Origin of the sequence: Methylobacterium organophilum (genome assembly GCF_022533465.1) — a bacterium.
Lineage (GTDB): Bacteria > Pseudomonadota > Alphaproteobacteria > Rhizobiales > Beijerinckiaceae > Methylobacterium > Methylobacterium organophilum.
In genome coordinates, this window is the sequence record NZ_CP092848.1 from 2,333,186 (window position 1) to 2,355,607 (window position 22,422).

Below are 22,422 nucleotides of genomic sequence, written 5' to 3' on the forward strand. Positions count from 1 at the left end.
GCGCGAGCCTTCGGAGATTTGAGATGATTCGTTTCCTGAAAAGCCTGATTCTGCTGCCCATCGCCATCGTCGTGGTGCTGCTCGCGGTGGCCAACCGGCAGATCGTCACGATCTCGGCCGATCCGTTCTCGCCGGAGCCGGTCTTCGCCCTGGCGGTGCCGCTCTATGCCGTGCTCTTCGCCGCGGTCGCCCTCGGCATCCTGGTCGGCGGCATCGGGAGCTGGTTCGGCCAGGGCACGACCCGCCGGCGCGCCCGGTACCATCGCCGCGAGGCCGACCGGCTGGAGCGCGAGGCCGCGCATCTGCGCAACGTCGCGGCGGTGAACGGCCAGACCGGCGAGAACCTGCGGGTTCCCAACCGCGTGGCGCTGCCCGCCCCGCGCTGATCCCGTGTCCGTCCTCGTCAAGATCTGTGGTCTGAGCACTGAGGCGACGCTCGATGCCGCCCTGGCGGCGGGGGCGGATCTCGTCGGCCTCGTCCATTTCCCGAAGAGCCCGCGCCATGTCGACCTGGACCGGGCCCGGGCGCTCGCCGAGCGGGCCCGGGGGCGGGCCGAGCGGGTCGTCCTTCTGGTCGATCCCGACGACGCCCTGCTCGCCGCGGTCGTGGAGCGGGTCGCGCCGGACGTGATCCAGCTCCATGGCCACGAGACGCCGGAGCGCGTCGCCGCGGTCCGGGCGCGCTTCGGCCGGCCGGTGATGAAGGCCCTCGGCATCGCCACGGCGGCGGATCTCGCCGGGCTTCCCGCCTATGCAGCGGTGGCGGACCGCCTGCTCCTCGATGCCAAGCCGCCCGCCGACGCGGATCGGCCCGGGGGCAACGGCCTCGCCTTCGACTGGTCCCTGATCGAGCGGGCCGAACTGGCACCGGGCACCATGCTCTCGGGCGGCCTCACGCCGGAGAGCGTCGCCGAGGCGCTCGCCCGCACGCGCCTGCGGGCCGTGGACGTCTCCTCCGGCGTGGAGACGAGCCCGGGCATCAAATGCCCCGACCGCATCGCCGCCTTCATCCGCGCCGCCCGCGGGGGGTGATGCGGGGTTTTGGGGGCTTGCGGCGGGCTCCCCCTTGTTCGGAGGGCGGCCTCGGTCAGGTGCGCATCCCCTCGCCCGGGGGGCGAGGAGAGGGGCTCCGTCGGCACGCGCGGCTCTGTAAAGCCGAGAGCCGCGCGCGGGGACGAGGCGACCGCTCGAACCCCGATCAGTTCCGGTCGTCCGGGGCCGGCGGCAGGGGGATCACCTCGATGCCTTCCTCGATCAGCGCCTTGGCCTCCTGGGGCGTCGCCTCGCCGTAGATCGCGCGCACGGGCGCCTCGCCGTAGTGCATGGCCCGCGCTTCGTCGGGGAAGCGGCCGCCGACATCGTCCGCGTCGCGGGTCACCTGCTCGCGGAAGGCCCGCAGCATCGCCCGCATCTGCCGCTCGGGCTCGGCGATCATGGGCACGGCCGGGCTCTCCGCGGGGGGAGCCGGAACGGCCGGGGCGGCAGGGGGCCGGGAGCGCTCGCGGTCGGTGCGGGCGACGGCGGGCGCCATCAGCGCCTTGCCGACCTTGGCCGAGTCGCAGACCGGGCAGGTGACGAGCCCGCGCGCGGATTGCTCGTCGTAGGAGGCGCTCGACGGGAACCAGCTCTCGAAATCATGGCCCGCATCGCAGGCGAGCGTGTAACGGATCATCGGACAGCAGATTTGCGATCAAGCCTTCCGGATCCGGAAGGGCTTGGCGTGAACGAGCGTGGGAATGCGGCGTCGGGCCTCCTCGACGAGCGCGAGGTCGATCTCGGCCAGGATGAGCGCCGGGGCCGGCGTCTCCGCCTCGGCGAGGATGCGGCCCCAGGGATCGACGATCAGCGAATGGCCGAAGGTGTCGCGGCCATCCTCGTGCCGGCCGGCCTGGGCGGCGGAGATCATGAAGGAGCCGGTCTCGATCGCCCGCGCCCGCTGCAGCACGTGCCAATGCGCCTCGCCGGTCTGCTTCGTGAAGGCGGCCGGGGCGGTGAGCACCTGCGCCCCCGCTTCGGCCAGCCCGCGATAGAGCGCCGGAAAGCGGATGTCGTAGCAGATGCTGAGGCCGAGGGTGGCGAAGGGGAGTTCCACCACCACCGCGCAATCGCCCCCGGTATAGGTCGCCGATTCCCGCCAGCTCTCGCCGTTGGGCAGGTCGACGTCGTAGAGGTGGAGCTTGTCGTAGGAGGCGCGGATCGCCCCGGTCCCGTCGATCAGGAAGGCGCGGTTGGCGATGCGCTCGCCGTTGCGGATCGCCAGCGAGCCGATATGGACGACGATGCCCGCCTCCCGCGCGACCGCCCGCAGGGCGGCCAGGGTCTCGTCCTCGTCCTGCGTGCGTACGTGGGAGAACAGGCGCTCCCGGTCCCGCTCGACCAGCGAGGTGGTCTCCGGCGTCTGCACGTAATGCGCGCCGCGCCGCGCCGCCTCGCGCACGGCGGCGATGGCCGCCTCGCGGTTGGCGGCCGGATCGCGGCCCGCCTGCATCTGGGCGCAGGCGGCGACGAAGCGGGTGGGGGCGGGGGCGGCCATCAGGCGGCGAGCAGCGGGTCGAGCCGGCCCGCGCGGTCGAGGGCGTAGAGATCGTCGCAGCCGCCGACATGGGTGTCGCCGACGAAGATCTGCGGCACGCTGGTGCGGCCGCCGGCCCGCTGGACCATGGCTGCCCGGGCGCCGGCGGTCTTCTCGACGTCGATCTCCGTGAAGGCGACGTTCTTCTCGCGCAGCAGGCTCTTGGCCGCCGAGCAATAGGGGCACCAGGCCGTCGTGTAGATCGTGACCGGCTGCATCGTCCGCGCTTTGGCAGGAATGAGAAAAGGCCCTTCCGATATAGGGAAGAGCCTCGTTCCTTCCTACTGCGGCCATCGCACGGCCGCCATCCCGGCCGCTCAGGCGGCGAGCAGTTTCTCGACCTCGTTGACGAGCTCGCGCAGATGGAATGGCTTGGAGAGGACCTTGGCGTCCTTCGGAGCCTTCGAATCCGGGTTCAGCGCCACGGCGGCGAAGCCGGTGATGAACATCACCTTGATGTCGGGATCGAGCTCGGTGGCCCGGCGGGCCAGCTCGATGCCGTCCATCTCCGGCATCACGATGTCCGTCAGGAGCAGCTCGAAGGGCTCCTCGCGCAGGCGGTTATAGGCCGAGAGTCCGTTGTCGAAGGACAGGACATCGTAGCCGGCATTCTGCAGCGCCTTCGCGAGGAAGCGCCGCATGTCGTTGTCGTCTTCGGCGAGGAGGATCTTCATCGGTCGGCTTCCTAGGCCAGGAACCTGCTTCGTTCATTCCATAAAGCGTCCGTATGGTAAACAAGGTCTTAAATCGCGCCCGTGCCGCCACGTGCGCACCGGCACGGTGGACAGAGCGTTGCCGGCACCCCACAGTGGGGGGATGTTCCCTGTCGCCCGCTTCCCGCGGTAACGCGCGCCGATGATCGACACGCAGCCTGCCGACGCCTTCGACCCGCCCTTCGCCATCGACGAGCCTGCGGCGCATACGCTGCCGTTCGTGTTCAACACGCCGCATTCGGGCGCGGTCTACCCCCCGGACTTCCTCGCCGCCTCGCGGCTCGACGCGCTGGCCCTGCGCCGCTCCGAGGACGCCTATGTCGACCGGCTCTTCGCCCCCGTGGTCGCCCTCGGCGCGCCGCTGATGCGGGCGAACTTCCCCCGGGCCTATCTCGACGTGAACCGGGAGCCCTACGAGCTCGACCCGCGCATGTTCCACGGGCGGCTGCCGCCCTTCGCCAACACCCGCTCGATGCGCGTCGCGGGCGGGCTCGGCACGGTGCCGCGCATCGTCGCCGACGGGCAGGAGATCTACCGGGAGCGGCTGCCGGTGGAGGAGGCGGTGCAGCGCATCGAGCAGCTCTACAAGCCGTATCACCGCACCCTGCGCGGGCTGATCCAGCGCACGGTCCGCCAGTTCGGCCGGGCGATCCTGATCGATTGCCACTCGATGCCCTCCTCGAGCCTCGGGCGGGACGAGAGCGCCAATGCCGACTTCGTCCTCGGCGACCGTTTCGGCACGGCCTGCTCCGAAGCCCTCACCCAGGGCTTCGAGGCCCAGCTCAGGGCCCGAGGGTATAAGGTCGTGAGAAACAAGCCCTACGCCGGAGGCTTCATCACCGAGCACTACGGCGAACCCAACCTAAACCGCCACACTCTTCAGATCGAAATCAATCGCGCTCTGTATATGAACGAGAGTAGTCTTGCGATGACTTGCGGTTTCGACACGTTGCGGCAGACGCTCACGGATGTCGTGGCCGCCGTTGCGGCCGAGGTCGTCGATGCGCCGCCCCATCGCATCGCGGCGGAATGAAGCCTCCACGACCGTGAGGGCGGTCCGGGCCTGTGGGCAATAAAAAAGGCCGTCCCGAAGGACGGCCCGAAGTCTAGGGAGGAAACGCCCAAGAAGGGCTGCAGGGCCGCGACGCCATCGCGACCTTGCAATGCACAAGATACAGTGCACCGCACAAAAGGCAAGAGCCAGAATGGGGTCTTGTCATGACGCGGTCGCATGACTTGCGCGCGCATGTCGCAAGCCATGCAGCGCGAGCGGGGATTCGGGTCGGATTTGGCTCAGCCCTCTCCGAGAAGCTGCCGGATCTCCTGACGGAGAGCGTCGGACAGCTCCTCCCGCTGCAGGCCGTAAGCGATGTTGGCGGTGAGGAAGCCGATCTTCGAGCCGGTGTCGTAGGTGCGCCCGTCGTAGCGCATGCCGTAGAACTTCTGGGTCTCCGCGAGCCGCTTCATCGCGTCGGTGAGCTGGATCTCGCCGCCGGCGCCCTTCTCGCCCTTCTCCAGGATCGAGAAGACCTCGGGCTGGAGGATGTAGCGGCCGGAGATGATGAAGTTCGAAGGGGCGGTGCCCTGCTTCGGCTTCTCCACCATGCCGGTGATCTCGAAGGTCTGGCCGAAGGTCTCGCCGACGCTGACGATGCCGTATTGGTGGGTTTCCTCCGGCTTCACCTCCTCGACGGCGATGATGTTGCCGCCGTGCTTCTCGTAGGCCGAGAGCATCTGGCCCATGCAGCCGCGGCTGAGCATGTCGGGCAGCAGGACCGCGAAGGGCTCGTCGCCGACGATCTCGCGGGCGCACCAGACGGCGTGGCCGAGTCCCAGCGGTGCCTGCTGGCGGGTGAAGCTGGTTTGGCCAGCCTTGGGAAGATCCTTCTTCAGCTCTTCGTAGGCCGCGGTCTTGCCGCGCTCCCGAAGCGTGTGGTCGAGCTCGAACGCGATGTCGAAATGGTCCTCGATCACCGCCTTGCCGCGGCCGGTGACGAAGATGAAGTGCTCGATGCCGGCTTCCCGTGCCTCGTCCACGACATGCTGGACGACGGGCCTGTCGACGACCGTCAACATCTCCTTCGGCACGGCCTTGGTGGCGGGCAGGAAGCGTGTGCCCAGGCCCGCAACGGGAAGGACGGCCTTGCGAATCGGTTTCATGAATCGAGACCCGTATGTGGCGTTCGGCGGGAAGAGCCCGTAACGAGTGCGTTACATAGCGCGACGCTCCGGTGCATGCAGCGCCCGAAGTGGTGAAACTTGGCCATTCCGCAGCTTAATCGGACCTGAAGCCTGTCGGGTCGGGGCTGGTCCTGCTCCGGTTGCAATCGACCGGGAGTTCGAGGCGTCGCCCCGTCGCACGCTCGCCCTTCGAACCGGTCTCTCCCGCCGCGTCGCAGGCGCGGAAGCCCGTCTCGCGAATGAAGACTGGACCCGCGGAGGCGGGTGGGCGAAACGAGATCTCAGGTGAGCTGGGCTGACGCGACCGGCACCACTAAAGACCCGCGTTCGCGGTTCCATAAGAAGGGCAGGGGCGATGGCTGTTCTGGTGACGGGCGGAGCCGGCTATATCGGCAGCCACATGGTGCTGGCGCTGATCGACGCAGGCCACGACGAGGTCGTGGTGATCGACGATCTCTCGACCGGATTCGACTGGGCGCTCCCGCCTGAGGTGAAGCTCGTCGTCGGCGACGTGGCCGACCAGGCCCTCGTGACGGAGACGATCCTCCAGCATCGCGTGGATGCGATCGCGCATTTCGCGGCCAAGATCGTGGTGCCGGATTCCGTGTCGGATCCCCTCGGCTACTATCTCGCCAACACGGTGAAGACCCGCGCGCTGATCGAGACCGCGGTGCGCACCGGGGTGAAGCACTTCATCTTCTCGTCCACGGCGGCCGTCTACGGCGAACCCGAAGTGGTGCCGGTGCCCGAGAACCTGACGACGAATCCGATCAATCCGTATGGCCGTTCGAAGCTGATGAGCGAGTGGATGCTGGCCGACGCGGCCAAGGCCCACGGCTTCAGCTACGTGGTGCTGCGCTACTTCAACGTGGCGGGCGCGGATCCGCGGGGGCGCAGCGGGCAGTCCACCCCGAACGCGACGCATCTCATCAAGGTCGCGACGCAGGCCGCCCTCGGCCGGCGTACGCATCTCGATGTCTACGGAACCGATTATCCGACCCGGGACGGCTCCTGCCTGCGGGACTACATCCAGGTTTCCGACCTCGCCGATGCGCATCTCGTGGCGCTGAACCACCTGCGCCAGGGCGGCGAGAGCCTGACCCTGAATTGCGGCTACGGGCGCGGCTATTCGGTTCTCGAAGTGATCGAGGTGGTCAAGCGCGTCTCGGGGCGCGATTTCGAGGTGCGGCTGTCTCCGCGTCGCCCCGGCGACCCGGCTCAGATCGTCGCGCAGGCCGACCGGATCCGGAATGACCTCGGCTGGAACCCGCAGCACGACGATCTCGATCGGATCGTCGAGCAGGCGCTCGCCTGGGAAGACGCGCTCGCCAAGCGAAATCTCCGTTGAGGCTGTTGTCGCGGGCTCTGGTTGCCCTGCTGTTCCTCGCGAGCGGCTCCCTGGCCGAGGCGGAAAGCTTTTCCACCTTCGTCGAGGGGCTGCGCAGCGAGGCCCGCGATCGCGGCATCTCGGACGCGACGTTCGAGGCGGCCTTCCGGGGCATCACCGCGCCCGATCCGGACATCCTCGCCCGCACGAAGAAGCAGGGCGAGTTCAGCCGCCCGGTCTGGGAGTATCTCGTCGGCGCGGTCTCGCCCGGCCGGATCGCGAAGGGGCGGGCGCAGGCCGCCCGTCTCGCCTCCACGCTTGAGGCGATCGAGGCGAAGACGGGGGTGCCGCGCTGGATGGTGCTCGCCTTCTGGGGCATCGAATCCGACTTCGGCGCCAGCGCCGGCCGCGTCCCGACCCTCCGCGCGCTGTCGAGCCTCGCCTATGCCCGTCACCGCGGCAGCCTGTTCCGGGGGGAATTGCTCGCCGCGCTTGCCATCCTCCAGCAGGGCGATATCGAGCCGGAACGGATGGTCGGTTCCTGGGCGGGCGCCATGGGGCAGGTGCAGTTCCTGCCCTCCGTCTTCCTCAAGGAGGCGGTCGATTTCGATGGCGACGGGCATCGCGACATCTGGCGCTCCGACGCCGACGCGCTCGCCTCCATCGCGCATTATCTCCAGTCTCTCGGCTGGAACCCGGCTCTGTCCTGGGGCTACGAAGTGCGGCTTCCGGCCGGCTTCGACCTGGCGCGCTACCGGGGGGCGCTGACCGATTTCGCGCAACGCGGCGTCACTCGGACCGACGGAAAGCCCATGCCGAAGGCGGGGGAGGGGAGCCTGTTCCTGCCCGGGGGGCTCGGCGGCCCGGTCTTCCTGATCACCGACAATTTCGAGGTCGTCCGCAGCTACAACACGAGCGACGCCTATGCGCTCGCGGTCGGCCACCTTGCGGACCGGCTGGCCGGCGCCCCCGTCCTCGCCGCCCCCTGGCCGAAGGGCGAGGCCCGTCTCGAGACGGCGGGGCTGCGCCAGCTCCAAGCGGCGCTTGCCGGGCAAGGGCTCTATGCGGGCGAGCAGGACGGGCGCGCGGGGCCGCGCCTGCGCGAGGCGGTGCGGCAATATCAGATCCGCGAAGGGCTCCCAGCCGACGGCTATGCCAGCCCGGCGCTCCTCGCTCGTCTCCAGGCAAGGCCGTGACTCGGCAGAAGGGCGGGGCACGGGCGGCCGGCCGACTTTAGACGGATCGGAAAGGGTCGGCTAAGATGACAGCCCTCCGCCAACCGCGACCGGGCAAGCCCAACGGTATGCGCATCAAGCCGTTTTCTCGCTGGACCTTGGCCGTGAGCCTGCTCGGCTCCGCTCTCGCTAGCATCCTGGTTGCGGCCCTCATGCTGCTGTTGAGTCCCGCCGGGCCGGCTCGGGCGCAATGGGGCGACGCCTACGACGCGCCGAGGGGCGACCCCTACTACGCCCCGCCCCGGCGCCGCCTGCGTGACCGTTATCAGGACGATGGCTACGGCTATGGCGGACGCGCGACCGCCCGCCGCTACGCTCCGCCGCCCCAGGAGGCGCCCCGGCAATTCTACTGGCCCTGGGAGGACCGCCCGCAACAGGCTCAGCCCCCCGCCGCGCGGCCGCCGAGTTCCGCGGAGCCGGGTCGGGCCTCTCGGCCGCGCCCGTCGCCCCCCAGCACGCGGACCAGCCGCAAGCGCTCCGTGCCGCCCGCGCCGTCCGTCGCCGCCCCGAAGCCGGCGGAGCCCAAAACCGCACCGACGACGCAGGTCGCCGTCTTCGGAGACTCGCTGGCCTCCTACCTGCGGCGCGGCCTCGACGAGGCCTTTTCCGACAATCCCAATGTCGCCATCGTCGATCGCTCCCGCGGCGATAGCGGGCTCGTGCGCAAGGACGTGGTCGACTGGCCGAAAGCCGCCGAGGACTGGCTCAAGGCCAATTCCGGAAGCAGCTACGCCCTGGTCATGGTCGGCGTGAACGACCGGCAGCCGATCCGCGAGGGGGATCAGAGCTACGATCCCCTCTCGGACAAGTGGCGGGAGATCTACGGCGCCCGGGTCGATGCGCTGATCAAGGCCTTCACCGACCGCAAGGTGCCTCTCATCTGGGTCGGCCTGCCGCCGGTGCGCAGCGAGTCGCTCACCACCGATTTCACCGCGATCAACGACCTCGTGCGCGAGCGCGTGCAGAAGGCCGGGCAGAGCTTCGTCGAGATCTGGCAGGGCTTCGTCGACGAACGGAACCGCTATGTCGCGAGCGGTCCCGACGTCGACGGGCAGGAGGCGCGCCTGCGGACCTCGGACGGCGTTCACTTCACCAGTGCCGGCGCGCGCAAGGTGGCGCATTTCGCCGATGTGGAACTGAAGCGGATCATGGGCGCCAACGGCACGCTGACGCCGGAGCAGGCCGCGCCGGTTGCGGCCGTGCCGGGCACATCGGCCCCCGCGAGCGCGGGCGTCAGCCTCGACGACACTTCGGCGCTGGACCGCAAGATCACGGCGATGTTGCCGCCTCTGCCGGAGCCGCCGGGCATTCCGAGCCTCCCGGTGAAGCCGACCGCGGGGCCGGTGGTGCCGCTCGGCCGGGTCGAGACCTCGCCCGGGGGCCTCCTGATCACCGGCCGCCCGCGGGAGGGAGATGCCACCGGGACCGTCGAGCGCAGCCTTCAGCGCGGCGCCGCCCCGATGCCGCAGCCCGGCCGCGCCGACGATTTCAAGTGGCCGCCGAGCTGACGGGCCAAAAGGAAACGCCCGACCGCATAGCGATCGGGCGTCGTTCCTTCGTCCTCCGCGCCTCCGCGGAGGTTGCGGCTCAGCGCGGCAGCAGGCTCGCGCCCATCAGGCTCTCGTCGATCGAGCGGGCGGCCTGACGGCCCTCGCGGATCGCCCAGACCACCAGGGACTGGCCGCGGCGCATGTCGCCCGCCGCGAAGATCTTCGGATGCGAGGTCCGGTAATCCTCGGTGTTGGCGAGCACGTTGTTGCGTTTGTCGAGGGCCACGCCGGATTCCTCCAGGAGGCCCTTGGTGACCGAGCCGGCGAAGCCGATCGCCATGAAGACGAGGTCGGCCGGCAGGGTGAACTCCGAGCCTTCGATCGGCTTGCGCTTCTCGTCCACGCGGGCGCAGACGACGCCGGTGAGCTGCCCCTTGCGGTTGCCCTCGAGCCGCAGGGTCGCGGCCTGGAACTCGCGCTCGGCGCCCTCGGCCTGGCTCGAGGAGGTGCGCATCTTGGTCGGCCAGTACGGCCACACCGTCAGCTTGTCCTCCTGCTCCGGCGGACGCGGGCGGATGTCGAGCTGCGTGACCGAGAGCGCGCCCTGGCGGAAGGCGGTGCCGACGCAGTCGGAGGCCGTGTCGCCGCCGCCGATGACGACGACGTTCTTGCCCGCTGCGATGATCGGCAGCTCGCCGTTGCCCGGCATCGGCTCGGCGCCGACGCGCCGGTTCGACTGCACGAGGTAGGGCATGGCGTAATGCACGCCGTCGAGATCCTGACCCGGCAATTGCGGGTTGCGGGGATCCTCGGCGCCGCCGCAGAACAGCACGGCATCGAACTCCGCGGTCAGCTCCTCGACGGTTTTGTTCACGCCGACATTGACCTTGTAGTGGAAGACCACGCCCTCGGCTTCCATCTGCTTCACGCGCCGGTCGATGTGGCGCTTCTCCATCTTGAAGTCCGGGATGCCGTAGCGGAGCAGGCCGCCGGCCTTGGGCTCGCGCTCGAACACATGCACGTCATGGCCGACCCGGGCGAGCTGCTGGGCCGCGGCCATGCCGGCGGGACCGGAGCCCACCACGGCGACGCGCTTGCCGGTACGGGTGTTGGACGGCTCGGGCTTCACCCAGCCCATGTTCCAGGCCCGGTCCGCGATCGCCTGCTCGATGGTCTTGATCGCCACCGGCTGGTTCTCGAGGTTGAGCGTGCAGGCCTCCTCGCAGGGCGCGGGGCAGACGCGGCCGGTGAATTCGGGGAAGTTGTTCGTCGAATGGAGGTTGCGGGCGGCCTCCTCCCAGTCGGACTGGTAGACGAGGTCGTTCCAGTCCGGGATCTGGTTGTGGACCGGGCAGCCGGTCGGCCCGTGGCAAAACGGGATGCCGCAATCCATGCAGCGCGCCGCCTGCTTTTTCAGGTCGTACTCGTCGAGGGGCAGGGTGAACTCGCGGAAGTGCCGCACGCGGTCCGCCGCGAGCTGGTACTTCTGCTCCTGCCGGTCGAATTCGAGGAAACCCGTGACCTTGCCCATCGATCAGCCCTTCGCCGCGGATCCTCGGGATCGCGCGCTCCGCCCTATCCGTTCCTGACATGCGGCGGCCGGCACGGAGCCGGCCGCCCTCATCTCACTCCGCCGCCACCGGCATGCGGGCCATTTCCATCTCGCGCAGCGCCCGGCGGTACTCGACGGGCATCACCTTGACGAACTTGGTGCGGTAGCTCGCCCAGTCGTCGAGGATCTTCTTCGCCCGCGGCGAGCCGGTATACTTGAGATGGTTGGTGATGAGCTGCGTGAGCCGCTCCTCGTCGTGGCCCGACATGTCCGCGAGGATGTCGACCCGGCCCTTCGTCTCCAGGTCGCCGTCCTGGTGGAAGCGACGCATGATGTCGTCCTCCTCCTCCACGGGCTCCAGATCGACCATCGAGAGGTTGCAGCGCTCGCGGAAGGTGCCGTCCTCGTCGAGCACATAGGCGATGCCGCCCGACATGCCCGCCGCGAAGTTGCGCCCGGTCTCGCCGATCGAGACGACGACGCCGCCGGTCATGTACTCGCAGCCATGGTCGCCCATGCCCTCGACCACCGTGATCGCGCCGGAATTGCGGACGGCGAAGCGCTCGCCCGCGGAGCCGCGGATGTAGCACTCGCCGGCGATCGCCCCGTAGAGCACGGTGTTGCCGGCCATGATCGTCCGCGTCGCCGAGGCCTTCAGCGCCTCGCTCGGGCGGATGATCAGCTTGCCGCCCGACAGGCCCTTGCCGATGTAGTCGTTGCCGTGGCCCGAGAGCTCGATGGTCACGCCGGCGGCGACCCAGGCGCCGAAGCTCTGGCCCGCGGTGCCTGAGAGCTTCACGACGATGGTGTCGTCGGGCAGGCCGTCATGGCCATGCGCCTTCGCCACCATGCCGGAGAGCATCGCCCCCGCCGCGCGGTCGGAGTTCTTGATCACGTCCTCGACCACCACCGGCTCGCCGGTCTCGATCGCGTGCTTGGCCTTCTCGATGAGACGCCGGTCGAGCACGGTGTCGATCGGGTGCTTCTGCGACTCGACGTGACGGATCGCGACCTCCGGCCCGACATCGGGACGGTGGAACAGCTTCGTGAAGTCGAGGCCGCGCGCCTTCCAGTGGTCGATCGCCTCGCGCTTGTCGAGGAGATCGGAGCGGCCGATCAGGTCCTCGAGCTTGGTGAAGCCCATTGCCGCCATCATCTCCCGCAGCTCTTCGGCCACGAAGAAGAAGTAGTTGATGACGTGCTCCGGCGTGCCCTTGAAGCGCTTGCGCAGCACCGGATCCTGCGTGGCGACGCCCACGGGGCAGGTGTTCAGGTGGCACTTGCGCATCATGATGCAGCCGGCCGCGATCAGGGGCGCGGTCGAGAAGCCGATCTGGTCGGCGCCGAGCAGCACCGCGATCATCACGTCCTTGCCGGTGCGGATGCCGCCATCGGCCTGGAGCGCCACGCGGCCGCGCAGGCCGTTGATGACGAGCGTCTGCTGGGTCTCGGCGAGGCCGGTCTCCCAGGGGCCGCCGGCATGCTTGATCGAGGTGAGCGGGGCCGCGCCGGTGCCGCCGTCGAAGCCCGAGATCGTGATGTGGTCCGCGCGCGCCTTGGCGACGCCTGCCGCCACCGTGCCGACGCCGACCTCGGAGACGAGCTTCACCGAGATGTCCGCCGCCGGATTCACGTTCTTCAGGTCGAAGATCAGCTGGGCAAGATCCTCGATCGAGTAGATGTCGTGGTGGGGCGGCGGCGAGATCAGGCCGACGCCCGGGGTGGCGTAGCGGACCTTGGCGATCTTGGCGTCGACCTTGTGGCCGGGCAGCTGGCCGCCCTCGCCGGGCTTGGCACCCTGCGCCACCTTGATCTGGATCATGTCGCCGTTGACGAGATACTCGGTGGTCACGCCGAAGCGGCCGGACGCCACCTGCTTGATCGCAGAACGGCGCGAGCGGCCGTCCGGCAGCGGCTTGAAGCGGCGCGGCTCCTCGCCGCCCTCGCCCGAGTTCGAGCGGCCGCCGAACGAGTTCATGGCGATCGCCAGGGTCTCGTGCGCCTCCTTGGAGATCGAGCCGTAGGACATCGCGCCGGTCGCGAAACGCTTCACGATCTCGGAGGCCGGCTCCACCTCCGCGATGTCGACCGGCTGGCGGCCGAGCTCCTCCGCGGTCCTGATGCGGAACAGGCCGCGCAGGGTCTTGAGGTGGTTCTCCTGCTCGTTCACGAGCTTGGCATACTCGCGGTAGCGCTCGGCCGCTCCGAGGCGCACCGCGTGCTGCAGCGTCGCCACCGTGTCCGGGGTCCAGGTATGGGTCTCGCCGCGCAGGCGATAGGCGTATTCGCCGCCGACATCGAGGGCGTTGCGATAGACCGGCGCGTCGCCGAAGGCGTCGCGATGGCGCATCGCGGTCTCCTGGGCGACCTCGGCCATGCCGATGCCTTCGATGGTGGTGGCGGTGCCGAAGAAGTCCCGCTCGACGAACTCGGAATTGAGGCCGATCGCGTCGAAGATCTGCGCGCCGCAATAGGACTGGTAGGTCGAGATGCCCATCTTGGACATGACCTTGAGCAGGCCCTTATCGATCGACTTGATGTAGCGGTAGACGATCTCGTCGTCGGTGAGGTCCGGCGGGAACTCGTCCTTCATCGCGATCAGCGTCTCGAAGGCGAGGTACGGGTTCACCGCCTCGGCGCCGTAGCCGGCGAGGCAGGCGAAGTGGTGCACCTCGCGCGGCTCGCCCGACTCGACCACGAGGCCGACCGAGGTGCGAAGGCCCTTGCGGATCAGGTAGTTGTGCACGGCCGCGGTGGCGAGCAGGGCCGGAATCGGGATCCGGTCCGGCCCGACCGCGCGGTCGGACAGGATGATGATGTTGTAGCCGCCGCGCACCGCGACCTCGGCCCGGTCGCAGAGGCGATCGAGCGCGCCCTCCATCGCCGCCGCGCCGGTCTCGGCGGGGAAGGTGATGTCGAGGGTCTTGGTGTCGAAGCGGTCCTCGAAATGCGAGATCGAGCGGATCTTCTCGAGATCCCCGTTCGTCAGGATCGGCTGACGGACCTCGAGCCGCTTGCGGCGGGAGGCGCCTTCCATGTCGAGCAGGTTCGGCCGCGGCCCGATGAACGAGACGAGGCTCATCACGGCCTCCTCGCGGATCGGGTCGATCGGCGGGTTGGTGACCTGCGCGAAGTTCTGCTTGAAGTAGCTGTAGAGCGGCTTCGGCTTGTCCGAGAGCGGGGCGAGCGGCGTGTCGGAGCCCATGGAGCCGACCGCCTCCTGGCCGGTCACGGCCATGGGCGCCATCAGCAGCTTCAGGTCTTCCTGGGTGTAGCCGAAGGCCTGCTGGCGATCGAGCAGGGACACGTCGGTGCGCGAGGCCCGCGGCTGGATCGGATGCAGGTCCTCCAGCACGATCTGGGTGTTCTTCACCCACTCGGCATAGGGATGCGCGCCGGCCAGCTCGCCCTTGATCTCCTCGTCGGAGACGATGCGGCCCTTCTGCAGGTCGATCAGCAGCATGCGGCCCGGCTGCAGGCGCCAGGACTGCACGATCTTCTCGTCCGGGATCGGCAGCACGCCCATCTCGGAGGCGAGCACGACCAAGCCGTCGTCGGTGACGAGGTAGCGGGCCGGGCGCAGGCCGTTGCGGTCGAGGGTGGCGCCGATCTGGCGGCCATCGGTGAAGGCGACCGCGGCCGGGCCGTCCCACGGCTCCATCAGGGCGGCGTGATATTCGTAGAAGGCGCGCCGCTCCTCGCTCATCAGCGGGTTGCCGGCCCAGGCCTCCGGGATGAGCATCATCATCGCATGGGCGAGCGAGTAGCCGCCGGCCACGAGGAACTCGAGGGCGTTGTCGAAGCAGGCGGTGTCGGACTGGCCCTCGTAGGAGATCGGCCAGATCTTCGAGATGTCGTTGCCGAACAGCTCGGAATCGACGCTGGCCTGGCGGGCCTTCATCCAGTTCACGTTGCCGCGCAGCGTGTTGATCTCGCCGTTATGCGCGACCATCCGGTAGGGGTGCGACAGGCGCCAGGTCGGGAAGGTGTTGGTGGCGAAGCGCTGGTGCACCAGGGCGATGGCTGAGACGAAGCGCTCGTCCTTCAGATCGAGATAGTAGTGACCGAGCTGGTGCACGAGCACCATGCCCTTGTAGACCACGGTCCGGGTCGACACGGAGACCGGATAGAACTCCATCAGCCGCTCGTCGCCATGGCCGTAGACCTTGGACGAGATCACCTTGCGGGCGATGTAGACGCGCCGCTCGAAGGTGTCCTGGTCGGTGATGGTGGCCGGGCAGCCGATGAAGACCTGGCGGTGATGCGGCTCGGTCTCCTTCACGGCGGCGCCGAGGTCGCTCGAATCGACCGGCACGTCGCGCCAGCCGATGAGGGGCAGGCCCTCCTCGGCGAGCGAGGTCTCGACGATCTCCTCGATGATGCGGCGGGCATCCTCGGCCTTCGGCATGAAGAACTGGCCGATGGCGTACTGGCCGTGGGGCGGCAGCTCGAAGCCGAGGCGCGAGCATTCCTCCGCGAAGAAGACATGCGGGATCTGGACGAGAATGCCGCAGCCGTCGCCCATGGTCGGATCCGCGCCCACCGCGCCGCGATGGTCGAGATTCTCGAGGATCTTCAGGCCCTGCTGGACGATGGCGTGGCTACGCCGGTCGTGCATGTCGGCGATGAAGCCGACGCCGCAGGCATCGCGCTCGCGCGCGGGATCGTAGCTGCCTTCCGCCTTCGGCAGCGCCGGGTCGCGGACGATCAGCGGCTTGTCGCCGGCGCGCGAGGGAATGTTCACGTCGTCAGAGCGGGTATTTGCAGACACAGACAGTTCCAAGGCGTTCATGCCCGATGAATCCATGCGCATCGCCGTCACATCTCCGTCCCGACCCGAAGGCGAGCATGTTTCGTGCCCGAACGGAAGCGACGTTCGGACACCGCGGTTAGTTTGCGTCGGGTCGTGGCGGGATCTCTTCGGCTTCGAGAAGCGCCCGCAACCCGCGGGCGTGGCGCAGGCTCGCTCAGCCCGCGCTCGCCCGGATCGCCGTGTCGGCGATCGGCTTGATAGCTCGTTTGGACGTCACGTCGATCACGCGAAACAGCCCCCAGCGCGCCCGAAGGCGGCTGCCACCGAAAAGGGACAGTGATACTGTCCTATAAATCGACGGTGCCAGATTTCAAGTATTCCAGCAAGTGCACCGACACCGCGCTCGACCCCGCTTTATGCAGGGCAGACGCGACGGCACGTCACGACCCGGCACGAGGCGCCGACCCGGGCGAGGGCCGGTTCTCGAATCGCCCCGCATTCTCGCCCGAATTCTGAAGTTAACGACATCTTGCCAAGCACGGGGGCCTGCGGGGAACGATCTGCGCCCGGGCCGGGACAAGCCGCCTCAAGCGGCGCCCGGCCCAAGCCGCCCGGGCCGATCGACGAGAGGTCACATGGTTTCGCGCCGCACCTCGCATTTCCTCCGCGCCAGTCTTGCCGCTCTCGCGCTCAGCGTCGCCACCGGTGCGGCGATGGCGCAGGGCTACGGGCGCACCTTCGAGTTCGAGGAGGCCGAGCCGCTGATGTCGCCGCGGGCGGTGGCCTTCCGCCTGTTCGACCGGGGCTTCACCGAGATCGGACGGCCGCGCTTCGACGGGGCGGCCTATGTCGTGGACGCGACGAACCCGGCCGGGGCCCGCGTCCGGCTGATCGTGGATCCGCGCAGTGGGGCGGTGCTGGGGCGCGAACGCCTTGATGTTCCTTACTTTCCGGGCGCCCGCCCGCCGCGCGCCGCCGGCTTCGGCTGGACCGAGGAGGAGCCGCGGCCGCGCCGGGTCTACCGCGAGGCGGAGAGGCTTGTGCCGCCCGCCGACATCCCGGATGCGGGGCCGCCGGGCATCCGCCCGCAGCGGCCGGGCCTGAGCGCGACGCCGCCCGGGCCGGCCGAGGCCGCGCCGTTCGGGCTGAACCCAGATGCCCGGGGCCGGGCCGATTCGGGGCGGCGCAGCGCCAAGCTCGCCCCCGTGCAGAAGCCCGCCGCGCCCCGGGCGACGCCCGCTGCGCCGGCGCCGAAACTCGAGATGCCGCAAGAGGTTGGCCGGGATTCCGCCAAGGCCGGCGAGCCTCCTAGGCCCGCCCCCGCCGAGGCGGCCAAGCCCGCGGCGCCGGAGGGGAAGGAGCCGGTCAAGGAGGCCGCCCACAGCGTGCCGCCGACGCCGGCCGCGGTGCAGCCCCCGTCCCCCGGAACGGCGGTCGACGCGAAGCCGGCCGAGGCGAAAACCCCTGATACCAAAGCGGCTTGGCAGGATCCGCCGGCCGGCGAGAAGAAGGTCCGCGTCATCGGCGGCGCCACCATCGTGCCCGGTGGCGGGGGCGAGGCGGCCCCCGCCGGCCCGAACTGAGGCGCCGGGGCGGATGACCGATTCGTCATCCGCCGGCGACCCTCCGGTAAGGCCCGCGGGACCAGCCTGACGCCGCTCGAGGCTTCGAAGCCTCGGCCCTTCGGCCGCGAAGCCGAAGGCCGAGGGCTTCGAGGCCGGCTTCGTCGGCCCCCGCGAGGTCCCATGCCGGCTCCCTCGGATGTCCCCATTCCGGGCGCATCGGCGCATTTCCAGCCGCGTCCCGGCGGATTATGCCGTGAGCCGATGCGGCTCTTGATCATCGAGGACGACCGGGACGCGGTCGCCTATCTCGCCAAGGCGTTCCGGGAGGAGGGGCACGTCGCCGACCAGGCGACGGACGGCCTCGACGGCTACGCGCTCGCCCGCGAGGGCGATTACGACGTGCTGATCGTCGACCGGATGCTGCCCAAGCTCGACGGGCTGTCGCTGATCCGCTCCCTGCGCGAGCAGGGGGTGACGACGCCGGTGCTGATTCTCTCCGCGCTCGGCCAGGTCGACGACCGGGTGAAGGGCCTGCGGGCGGGGGGCGACGATTACCTGCCCAAGCCCTACGCCTTCTCCGAGCTGCTCGCCCGCACGGAGGTGCTGGCCCGGCGCCGGGCCGGCCCGGCGGGCGGGGCCGAGCCCACGGCGTACAAGGTCGGCACCCTGGAGCTCGACCGCCTGTCCCACCGGGTCACCCGGGCGGGCCGGGAGATCGTGCTGCAGCCCCGGGAATTCCGCCTGCTCGAATACCTGATGCGCCATGCCGGGCAGGTCGTCACCCGCACGATGCTGCTCGAGCATGTCTGGGACTACCATTTCGATCCGCAGACCAACGTGATCGACGTCCATGTCTCGCGCCTGCGCGCGAAGATCGACAAGGGGTTCGACCAGCCGATCCTGCACACGGTCCGCGGCGCCGGCTACATGGTCCGGCCCGATCCGGCGGGCGGGGCGTGAGGGCGGTGTCGCCGGGCGCGGGGGACGACGCCTCCGGCCGCGCGCCGGCCCCGCCGGCCCCGCGCCTGCCCCCGGCTTTGCTGCGCGACGCGCCCCCCGGGCGGGAAGGCCTGCCGGCCCGGCTCGGCAAGCTGTTCCGCACCACGGCGTTCAAGCTCTCCCTCGCCTATCTGGTGCTGTTCGCCGTCTCGGTGACCCTGGCGCTCGGCTACGTCGCCTGGAACGCCCGCCGGGTGCTCGACGACCAGATCGTCTCGACCATCGAGGCCGAGATCAACGGCCTGTCCGAGCAATACACCCAAGGGGGGCTGCGCCGGCTCATCGCCGTGGTGGAGCGGCGCGCCAAGGAGCCCGGGGCCTCGCTCTACCTCGTCACCACCCCGGCCGGGGAGCATGTGGTCGGCAACGTCTCCCGGGTGCCCCTGGGGCTGCTCGATGCGCCGGGCCAGTTCGAGGGCCCCTATGGCCGCGGCAGCGAGGGGGAGGAGGGCGCCGAGCACCGGGCGATCATGCGGGTCTACACGCTGGCCGGCGGCTTCCGCCTGCTGGTCGGCCGCGACACCGCCGAGCGCGACCGCCTGCGCGAGGTCATCGGCAACACCTTCGGCTCCTCGCTGGCCCTGGTGCTGGTGATCGGCGTGGTCGGCGGCTGGTTCGTGGCGAGCCGGGTGCTCAAGCGCGTGGACGACATGACCGAGACCACCCGCACCATCATGGCTGGGGATCTCGACGGCCGCCTGAAGGTGGCCGGCACCGGCGACGAGCTCGACCGCCTCGCCCAGAACCTCAACCTGATGCTGGAGCGCATCGGCGAGCTGATGCGCGGCATGCAGGAGGTCTCCGACAACATCGCCCACGACCTGAAGACGCCGCTCACCCGCCTGCGCAACCGGGCCGACGAGGCCCTGCGCGGGGCCGGCAGCGCCGACGAGCTGCGCGCGGCGATGGAATCGGTGATCGAGGAGAGCGACGGGCTGATCCGCGTGTTCAATGCGCTCCTCACCATCGCCCGGCTGGAGGCCGGCAGCGCGCCGGACCATTTCGCGGATTTCGATGCCGGGCGGGTCGCCGGGGAGGTGGCCGAGCTCTACGAGGCGCTCGCCGAGGAGAAGGGCCTCGCCCTGACGCTCGAAGCCGAGCCCGGCCTGACCATCCGCGGCAACCGCGAGTTGATCGGCCAGGCGCTGGCCAACCTCGCCGACAACGCCATCAAATACGGCGCCGGCGGCCCCGGCCCCCCGGTCATCGCCATGACAGCCGCCCGGGTGCCCGAGGGCGTGCGCCTCACCGTGGCCGATCACGGCCCCGGCATCCCGGAGGCCGAGCGCGCCCACGTGCTGGCCCGCTTCGTCCGCCTGGAAGCCGCCCGCACCAACCCCGGCTTCGGCCTCGGCCTCAGCCTCGTCAACGCCGTGGTGCGGCTGCATGGCGGGCGGTTGGATTTGGAGGATAATGGGCCGGGGTTGCGGGTGGTGGTGACGGTGCCGGGACAAATGGAATAGTAAGATCTTATCTACAATGGCTGTGTTTTCTGTAAGATGTGTGCAGCTAGTAAATATAAATTAATTGTTAAGGTGGTACTATGAGCGGCCAAAAGAATAAATTAGTTGAGAATGCTAATTTTATTGTTAGGGAGTTTTTTAGGATCAGGGAGCTTTCTAAGCATGATTTCAAATTAATTAATAGTGATGATTGGGCATATAGCGTGCCGGCAGCTTCAGGAGGATCGTGGCTTATTGGTAGAGCCGCCGGGGAGAGTTTAGATGATTTGGCAAGAGAGGCCGGCAAGCGTGCTGGAATTGCTCGTAATATATCTACTATCCGCTTGAGGGAGCTAATGCAAGCAAGGTTTAGCGAGCGGTTTCTCACTGGCAAAATACCAATAACAATGTCTTCTATCGAAAAAACCCTAAGCATTGTTGGGCGAGAAGCAAAAACTAAATGCAAAAATAAAAAATATCTTATTCCATGTCACCTAATGACGGAAGATGAAATTGGTGAGTTCAATATAGGGCCAATAAAATTCAGAAACAGGAGTCATACTAGAAATTATATAATTGAAAAAATGAAAAATTCGGATCTAAGAGGAAAGAAAGAATCGGATTCAAGGCGGAGAGCGTATCTAAGGAGGCTGCTAAGGGACGGTTTGTTATATTATAGAGATTTCCGCTGGAGTGCAGAGGTTGAAATTATTGGATGCGATGACGAGGTGTCAAGGGATATTGCGGATTATGCAGTTACTTCGGCGCTAAATTGTATGCATTTGCTTTTTGGTGCGAGCTCGACTGACAATATGAGAGTCGGAGGTCCGAAGCTGCGTCGCGATAATAGGGCAATTTTCAGTTTGTCGCCTGAAGGTTCTCTCGATGTATCTTTATCGATGTCGGGTGCTGGGCAGATCAACTTTGCTTCTGGATGGTCAAGTTGTTTTGAGCGTGAGGATTTCAGGAAGGCAGTTGAATTATGTGGAGTTGCACTGGAAGCATCTGTCAACCCGATCTTAGAAAGACCTCTGTCGCGCAGATTCTTAGATGCTGCTCAATGGTACGGAGAGGCTGTCAGAGATGAAAGTTATTCTACTAAGGTTGTGAAATACGCGACCGCGCTCGAAAGAATGGTTATCACGGATGAAAAAAATGATATTGCTTCTATTCTAGCAGATAGAATATCTGCAATATGCATCACGCGACCGGAAATTGGAGAGCGAGAAAAAATAATCGATCAAGTAAAGATCCTATATCGCGCTAGATCTAAGCTTGTTCATGGATCAATGTCGCCCAAATCACCCGAGTTATTTCGTGCATCTTATCTCGGGGGAATGTTAGGTCGAGATTTGCTTCTTTTGATTATATCGGATTTTGGTAATGTCGGCTTGAGGGAAGATAATTTTAGCGTATCAAGACTTTCTAAATATTACGATATGAGGGTTAAATTTATAGAAAATTTAATAGAAGAAAGCAAAAATACGCAATCTGACCAATGTTAGCCATATATTTAAATAATACATCTACATCTGCGCTAGAATTCTGGCTACCATCATGTCGAACGCCCCGTCCTGGAATGCCATGCTGCGGACTCAAGTGATGGCAAAATTATCGATCGTACGGATGGACAGGGTGCCCACACTGATCCTGCTGTCACCGTGAAGACTGAGCGGGCGACCGTCTTTGAATACTCTAGAGCCTAATCTGGTAAGCTGGCTGAGCGCTTACGATGGGTCGGGAACGGCCCAGAGTCGCCATCGCTAATGACATTAAAGGAAAGCGATCAGCGTTCACGCGTTTTGGTAGTGCGCGAAACTTGGCTCTTATTGCCCTCGGGGGCGGGGTCGCTGCCCGACACGCCGGACTTGGCCGAGCTCCCTTCGTCAGGGCGAGCGCGAGCGAAGCCATCCAGGAGCACTGCCCTCTCCGAAACGGCGGCGTCGCTGGATCGCTTCGGCTTTGCCTCGCCATGACGATGCGGGTGGGCGCCGGGGGCCTTTTGTGGAGACGAAGCGGGATGGCGCGTGTCGGGGAAGCGGACCGTCACACCCGCACCCGCGCCGGATTCCCTACCACCGTCGCGCCGACGGGCACGTCGCGGGTCACCACGCTGCCGGCGCCGATGATGGCGCCGTCGCCGATGGTGACGCCGGGCAGGATCAGGGCGCCGGCGCCGATCCAGACATCGGCGCCGATGCTGATCGGGCGGCCGCATTCGAGCATCTGCCGGCGCAGGGCCGGGTCGCGGGGATGGTCGGCGGTGAGGATCTGCACCCCGGGGCCGATCTGCGTGCGGTCGCCGATCCGCACCGCGACCACGTCGAGGATGCAGCCGTTGAAATTCATGAACACGGCCTCGCCCAGGTGGATGTTGAAGCCGTAATCGCAGTGGAAGGGCGGGCGGATGTTGCAGCCCTTCCCGACGGAGCCGAACCGCTCCTCCAGCAGGCCCTGGCGCTCGGCCGGGTCCTGCGCCAGGGCCGCGTTGTAGCGGGCGAGCCAGGCCATGGTCCGGGCGGAATCGGCGGCGATCTCGGGATCGTCGGCGACGTAGAGAGCGCCGGCGAGCATCTTCTGCTTCTGCGAACGG

The 22,422-nt window shown here is 67.5% G+C and carries 18 protein-coding genes; 10 read left to right on the top strand and 8 right to left on the bottom strand.

The window, feature by feature from the left end:
• Positions 1-23: 23 nt before the first annotated feature.
• Together MMB17_RS10795 and MMB17_RS10800 are read left to right on the top strand one after the other, a co-directional pair.
• On the top strand, positions 24-386 hold the full coding sequence (locus MMB17_RS10795) for a lipopolysaccharide assembly protein LapA domain-containing protein (protein WP_238310323.1): 363 nt from the start codon (positions 24-26) through the stop codon (positions 384-386).
• Between the two features lie 4 nt (positions 387-390).
• A complete protein-coding gene (locus MMB17_RS10800) occupies positions 391-1,032 on the top strand; it encodes a phosphoribosylanthranilate isomerase (RefSeq protein WP_241101918.1) in 642 nt (213 codons plus the stop codon).
• Between the two features lie 166 nt (positions 1,033-1,198).
• Here MMB17_RS10800 and MMB17_RS10805 read toward each other — a convergent pair whose 3' ends face one another.
• The 4 genes from MMB17_RS10805 to cpdR form a co-directional block, all read right to left on the bottom strand.
• Entirely contained in the window at positions 1,199-1,672 is a 474-nt protein-coding gene (locus tag MMB17_RS10805; protein ID WP_241101919.1) for a DUF1178 family protein, read from the bottom strand.
• A gap of 18 nt (positions 1,673-1,690) precedes the next feature.
• Positions 1,691-2,533 carry a carbon-nitrogen hydrolase family protein gene (locus MMB17_RS10810; protein ID WP_241101920.1) on the bottom strand — a complete coding sequence of 281 codons (843 nt, stop codon included), beginning with the start codon at positions 2,531-2,533 and terminating at the stop codon, positions 1,691-1,693.
• The gene (gene grxC / locus MMB17_RS10815; protein ID WP_241101921.1) at positions 2,533-2,790 is read right to left on the bottom strand and encodes a glutaredoxin 3; all 258 of its coding nucleotides are present in this window, start codon (positions 2,788-2,790) and stop codon (positions 2,533-2,535) included. Before grxC ends, MMB17_RS10810 begins: the two co-directional genes overlap by 1 nt.
• 99 nt (positions 2,791-2,889) lie before the next feature.
• A complete protein-coding gene (gene cpdR / locus MMB17_RS10820; RefSeq protein WP_232631607.1) occupies positions 2,890-3,246 on the bottom strand; it encodes a cell cycle two-component system response regulator CpdR in 357 nt (118 codons plus the stop codon).
• Between the two features lie 181 nt (positions 3,247-3,427).
• On the opposite strand from cpdR, the gene MMB17_RS10825 reads away from it, so the two are divergent.
• Positions 3,428-4,318, top strand: coding sequence for an N-formylglutamate amidohydrolase (locus MMB17_RS10825; protein ID WP_241101922.1), 891 nt, complete (start codon positions 3,428-3,430; stop codon positions 4,316-4,318).
• 260 nt (positions 4,319-4,578) lie between these two features.
• Here the strand turns inward: MMB17_RS10825 and galU are convergent, their stop codons facing one another.
• A complete protein-coding gene (galU, locus tag MMB17_RS10830) occupies positions 4,579-5,445 on the bottom strand; it encodes a UTP--glucose-1-phosphate uridylyltransferase GalU (RefSeq protein WP_241101923.1) in 867 nt (288 codons plus the stop codon).
• 376 nt (positions 5,446-5,821) lie between these two features.
• Between galU and galE the strand changes: the two genes are divergently transcribed.
• The 3 genes from galE (at position 5,822) to MMB17_RS10845 (ending at position 9,536) form a co-directional block, all read left to right on the top strand.
• Entirely contained in the window at positions 5,822-6,814 is a 993-nt protein-coding gene (gene galE / locus MMB17_RS10835; RefSeq protein ID WP_238310316.1) for a UDP-glucose 4-epimerase GalE, read from the top strand.
• A complete protein-coding gene (locus MMB17_RS10840) occupies positions 6,811-7,989 on the top strand; it encodes a lytic murein transglycosylase (RefSeq protein WP_420847356.1) in 1,179 nt (392 codons plus the stop codon). Before galE ends, MMB17_RS10840 begins: the two co-directional genes overlap by 4 nt.
• 107 nt (positions 7,990-8,096) lie before the next feature.
• Positions 8,097-9,536 (top strand): SGNH/GDSL hydrolase family protein, encoded by a 1,440-nt coding sequence (locus MMB17_RS10845; RefSeq protein WP_420847373.1) that lies wholly within the window; start codon positions 8,097-8,099, stop codon positions 9,534-9,536.
• Between the two features lie 79 nt (positions 9,537-9,615).
• On the opposite strand, the gene MMB17_RS10850 is transcribed toward MMB17_RS10845, so the two are convergent.
• Positions 9,616-11,049 carry a glutamate synthase subunit beta gene (locus MMB17_RS10850; RefSeq protein ID WP_238310315.1) on the bottom strand — a complete coding sequence of 478 codons (1,434 nt, stop codon included), beginning with the start codon at positions 11,047-11,049 and terminating at the stop codon, positions 9,616-9,618.
• Positions 11,050-11,143: 94 nt separating this feature from the next.
• Positions 11,144-15,862 carry a glutamate synthase large subunit gene (gene gltB / locus MMB17_RS10855; RefSeq protein ID WP_238310314.1) on the bottom strand — a complete coding sequence of 1,573 codons (4,719 nt, stop codon included), beginning with the start codon at positions 15,860-15,862 and terminating at the stop codon, positions 11,144-11,146.
• A gap of 596 nt (positions 15,863-16,458) precedes the next feature.
• Between gltB and MMB17_RS10860 the strand changes: the two genes are divergently transcribed.
• From MMB17_RS10860 to MMB17_RS10875, 4 genes are all read left to right on the top strand, one after another.
• Positions 16,459-17,406: a hypothetical protein gene (locus tag MMB17_RS10860; RefSeq protein WP_241101924.1), complete on the top strand. Its 948-nt coding sequence runs from the start codon at positions 16,459-16,461 to the stop codon at positions 17,404-17,406.
• 243 nt (positions 17,407-17,649) lie between these two features.
• On the top strand, positions 17,650-18,348 hold the full coding sequence (locus MMB17_RS10865) for a response regulator transcription factor (RefSeq protein WP_241101925.1): 699 nt from the start codon (positions 17,650-17,652) through the stop codon (positions 18,346-18,348).
• Between the two features lie 65 nt (positions 18,349-18,413).
• Positions 18,414-19,850, top strand: a complete 1,437-nt coding sequence (locus MMB17_RS10870; RefSeq protein WP_420847374.1) for a HAMP domain-containing sensor histidine kinase — start codon at positions 18,414-18,416, stop codon at positions 19,848-19,850.
• An 80-nt stretch (positions 19,851-19,930) separates the two neighbouring features.
• Positions 19,931-21,334, top strand: a complete 1,404-nt coding sequence (locus MMB17_RS10875) for a HEPN domain-containing protein (RefSeq protein ID WP_241101926.1) — start codon at positions 19,931-19,933, stop codon at positions 21,332-21,334.
• Positions 21,335-21,875: 541 nt separating this feature from the next.
• On the opposite strand, the gene MMB17_RS10880 is transcribed toward MMB17_RS10875, so the two are convergent.
• Positions 21,876-22,403 carry a sugar O-acetyltransferase gene (locus tag MMB17_RS10880; protein WP_241102170.1) on the bottom strand — a complete coding sequence of 176 codons (528 nt, stop codon included), beginning with the start codon at positions 22,401-22,403 and terminating at the stop codon, positions 21,876-21,878.
• Positions 22,404-22,422: the final 19 nt, after the last annotated feature.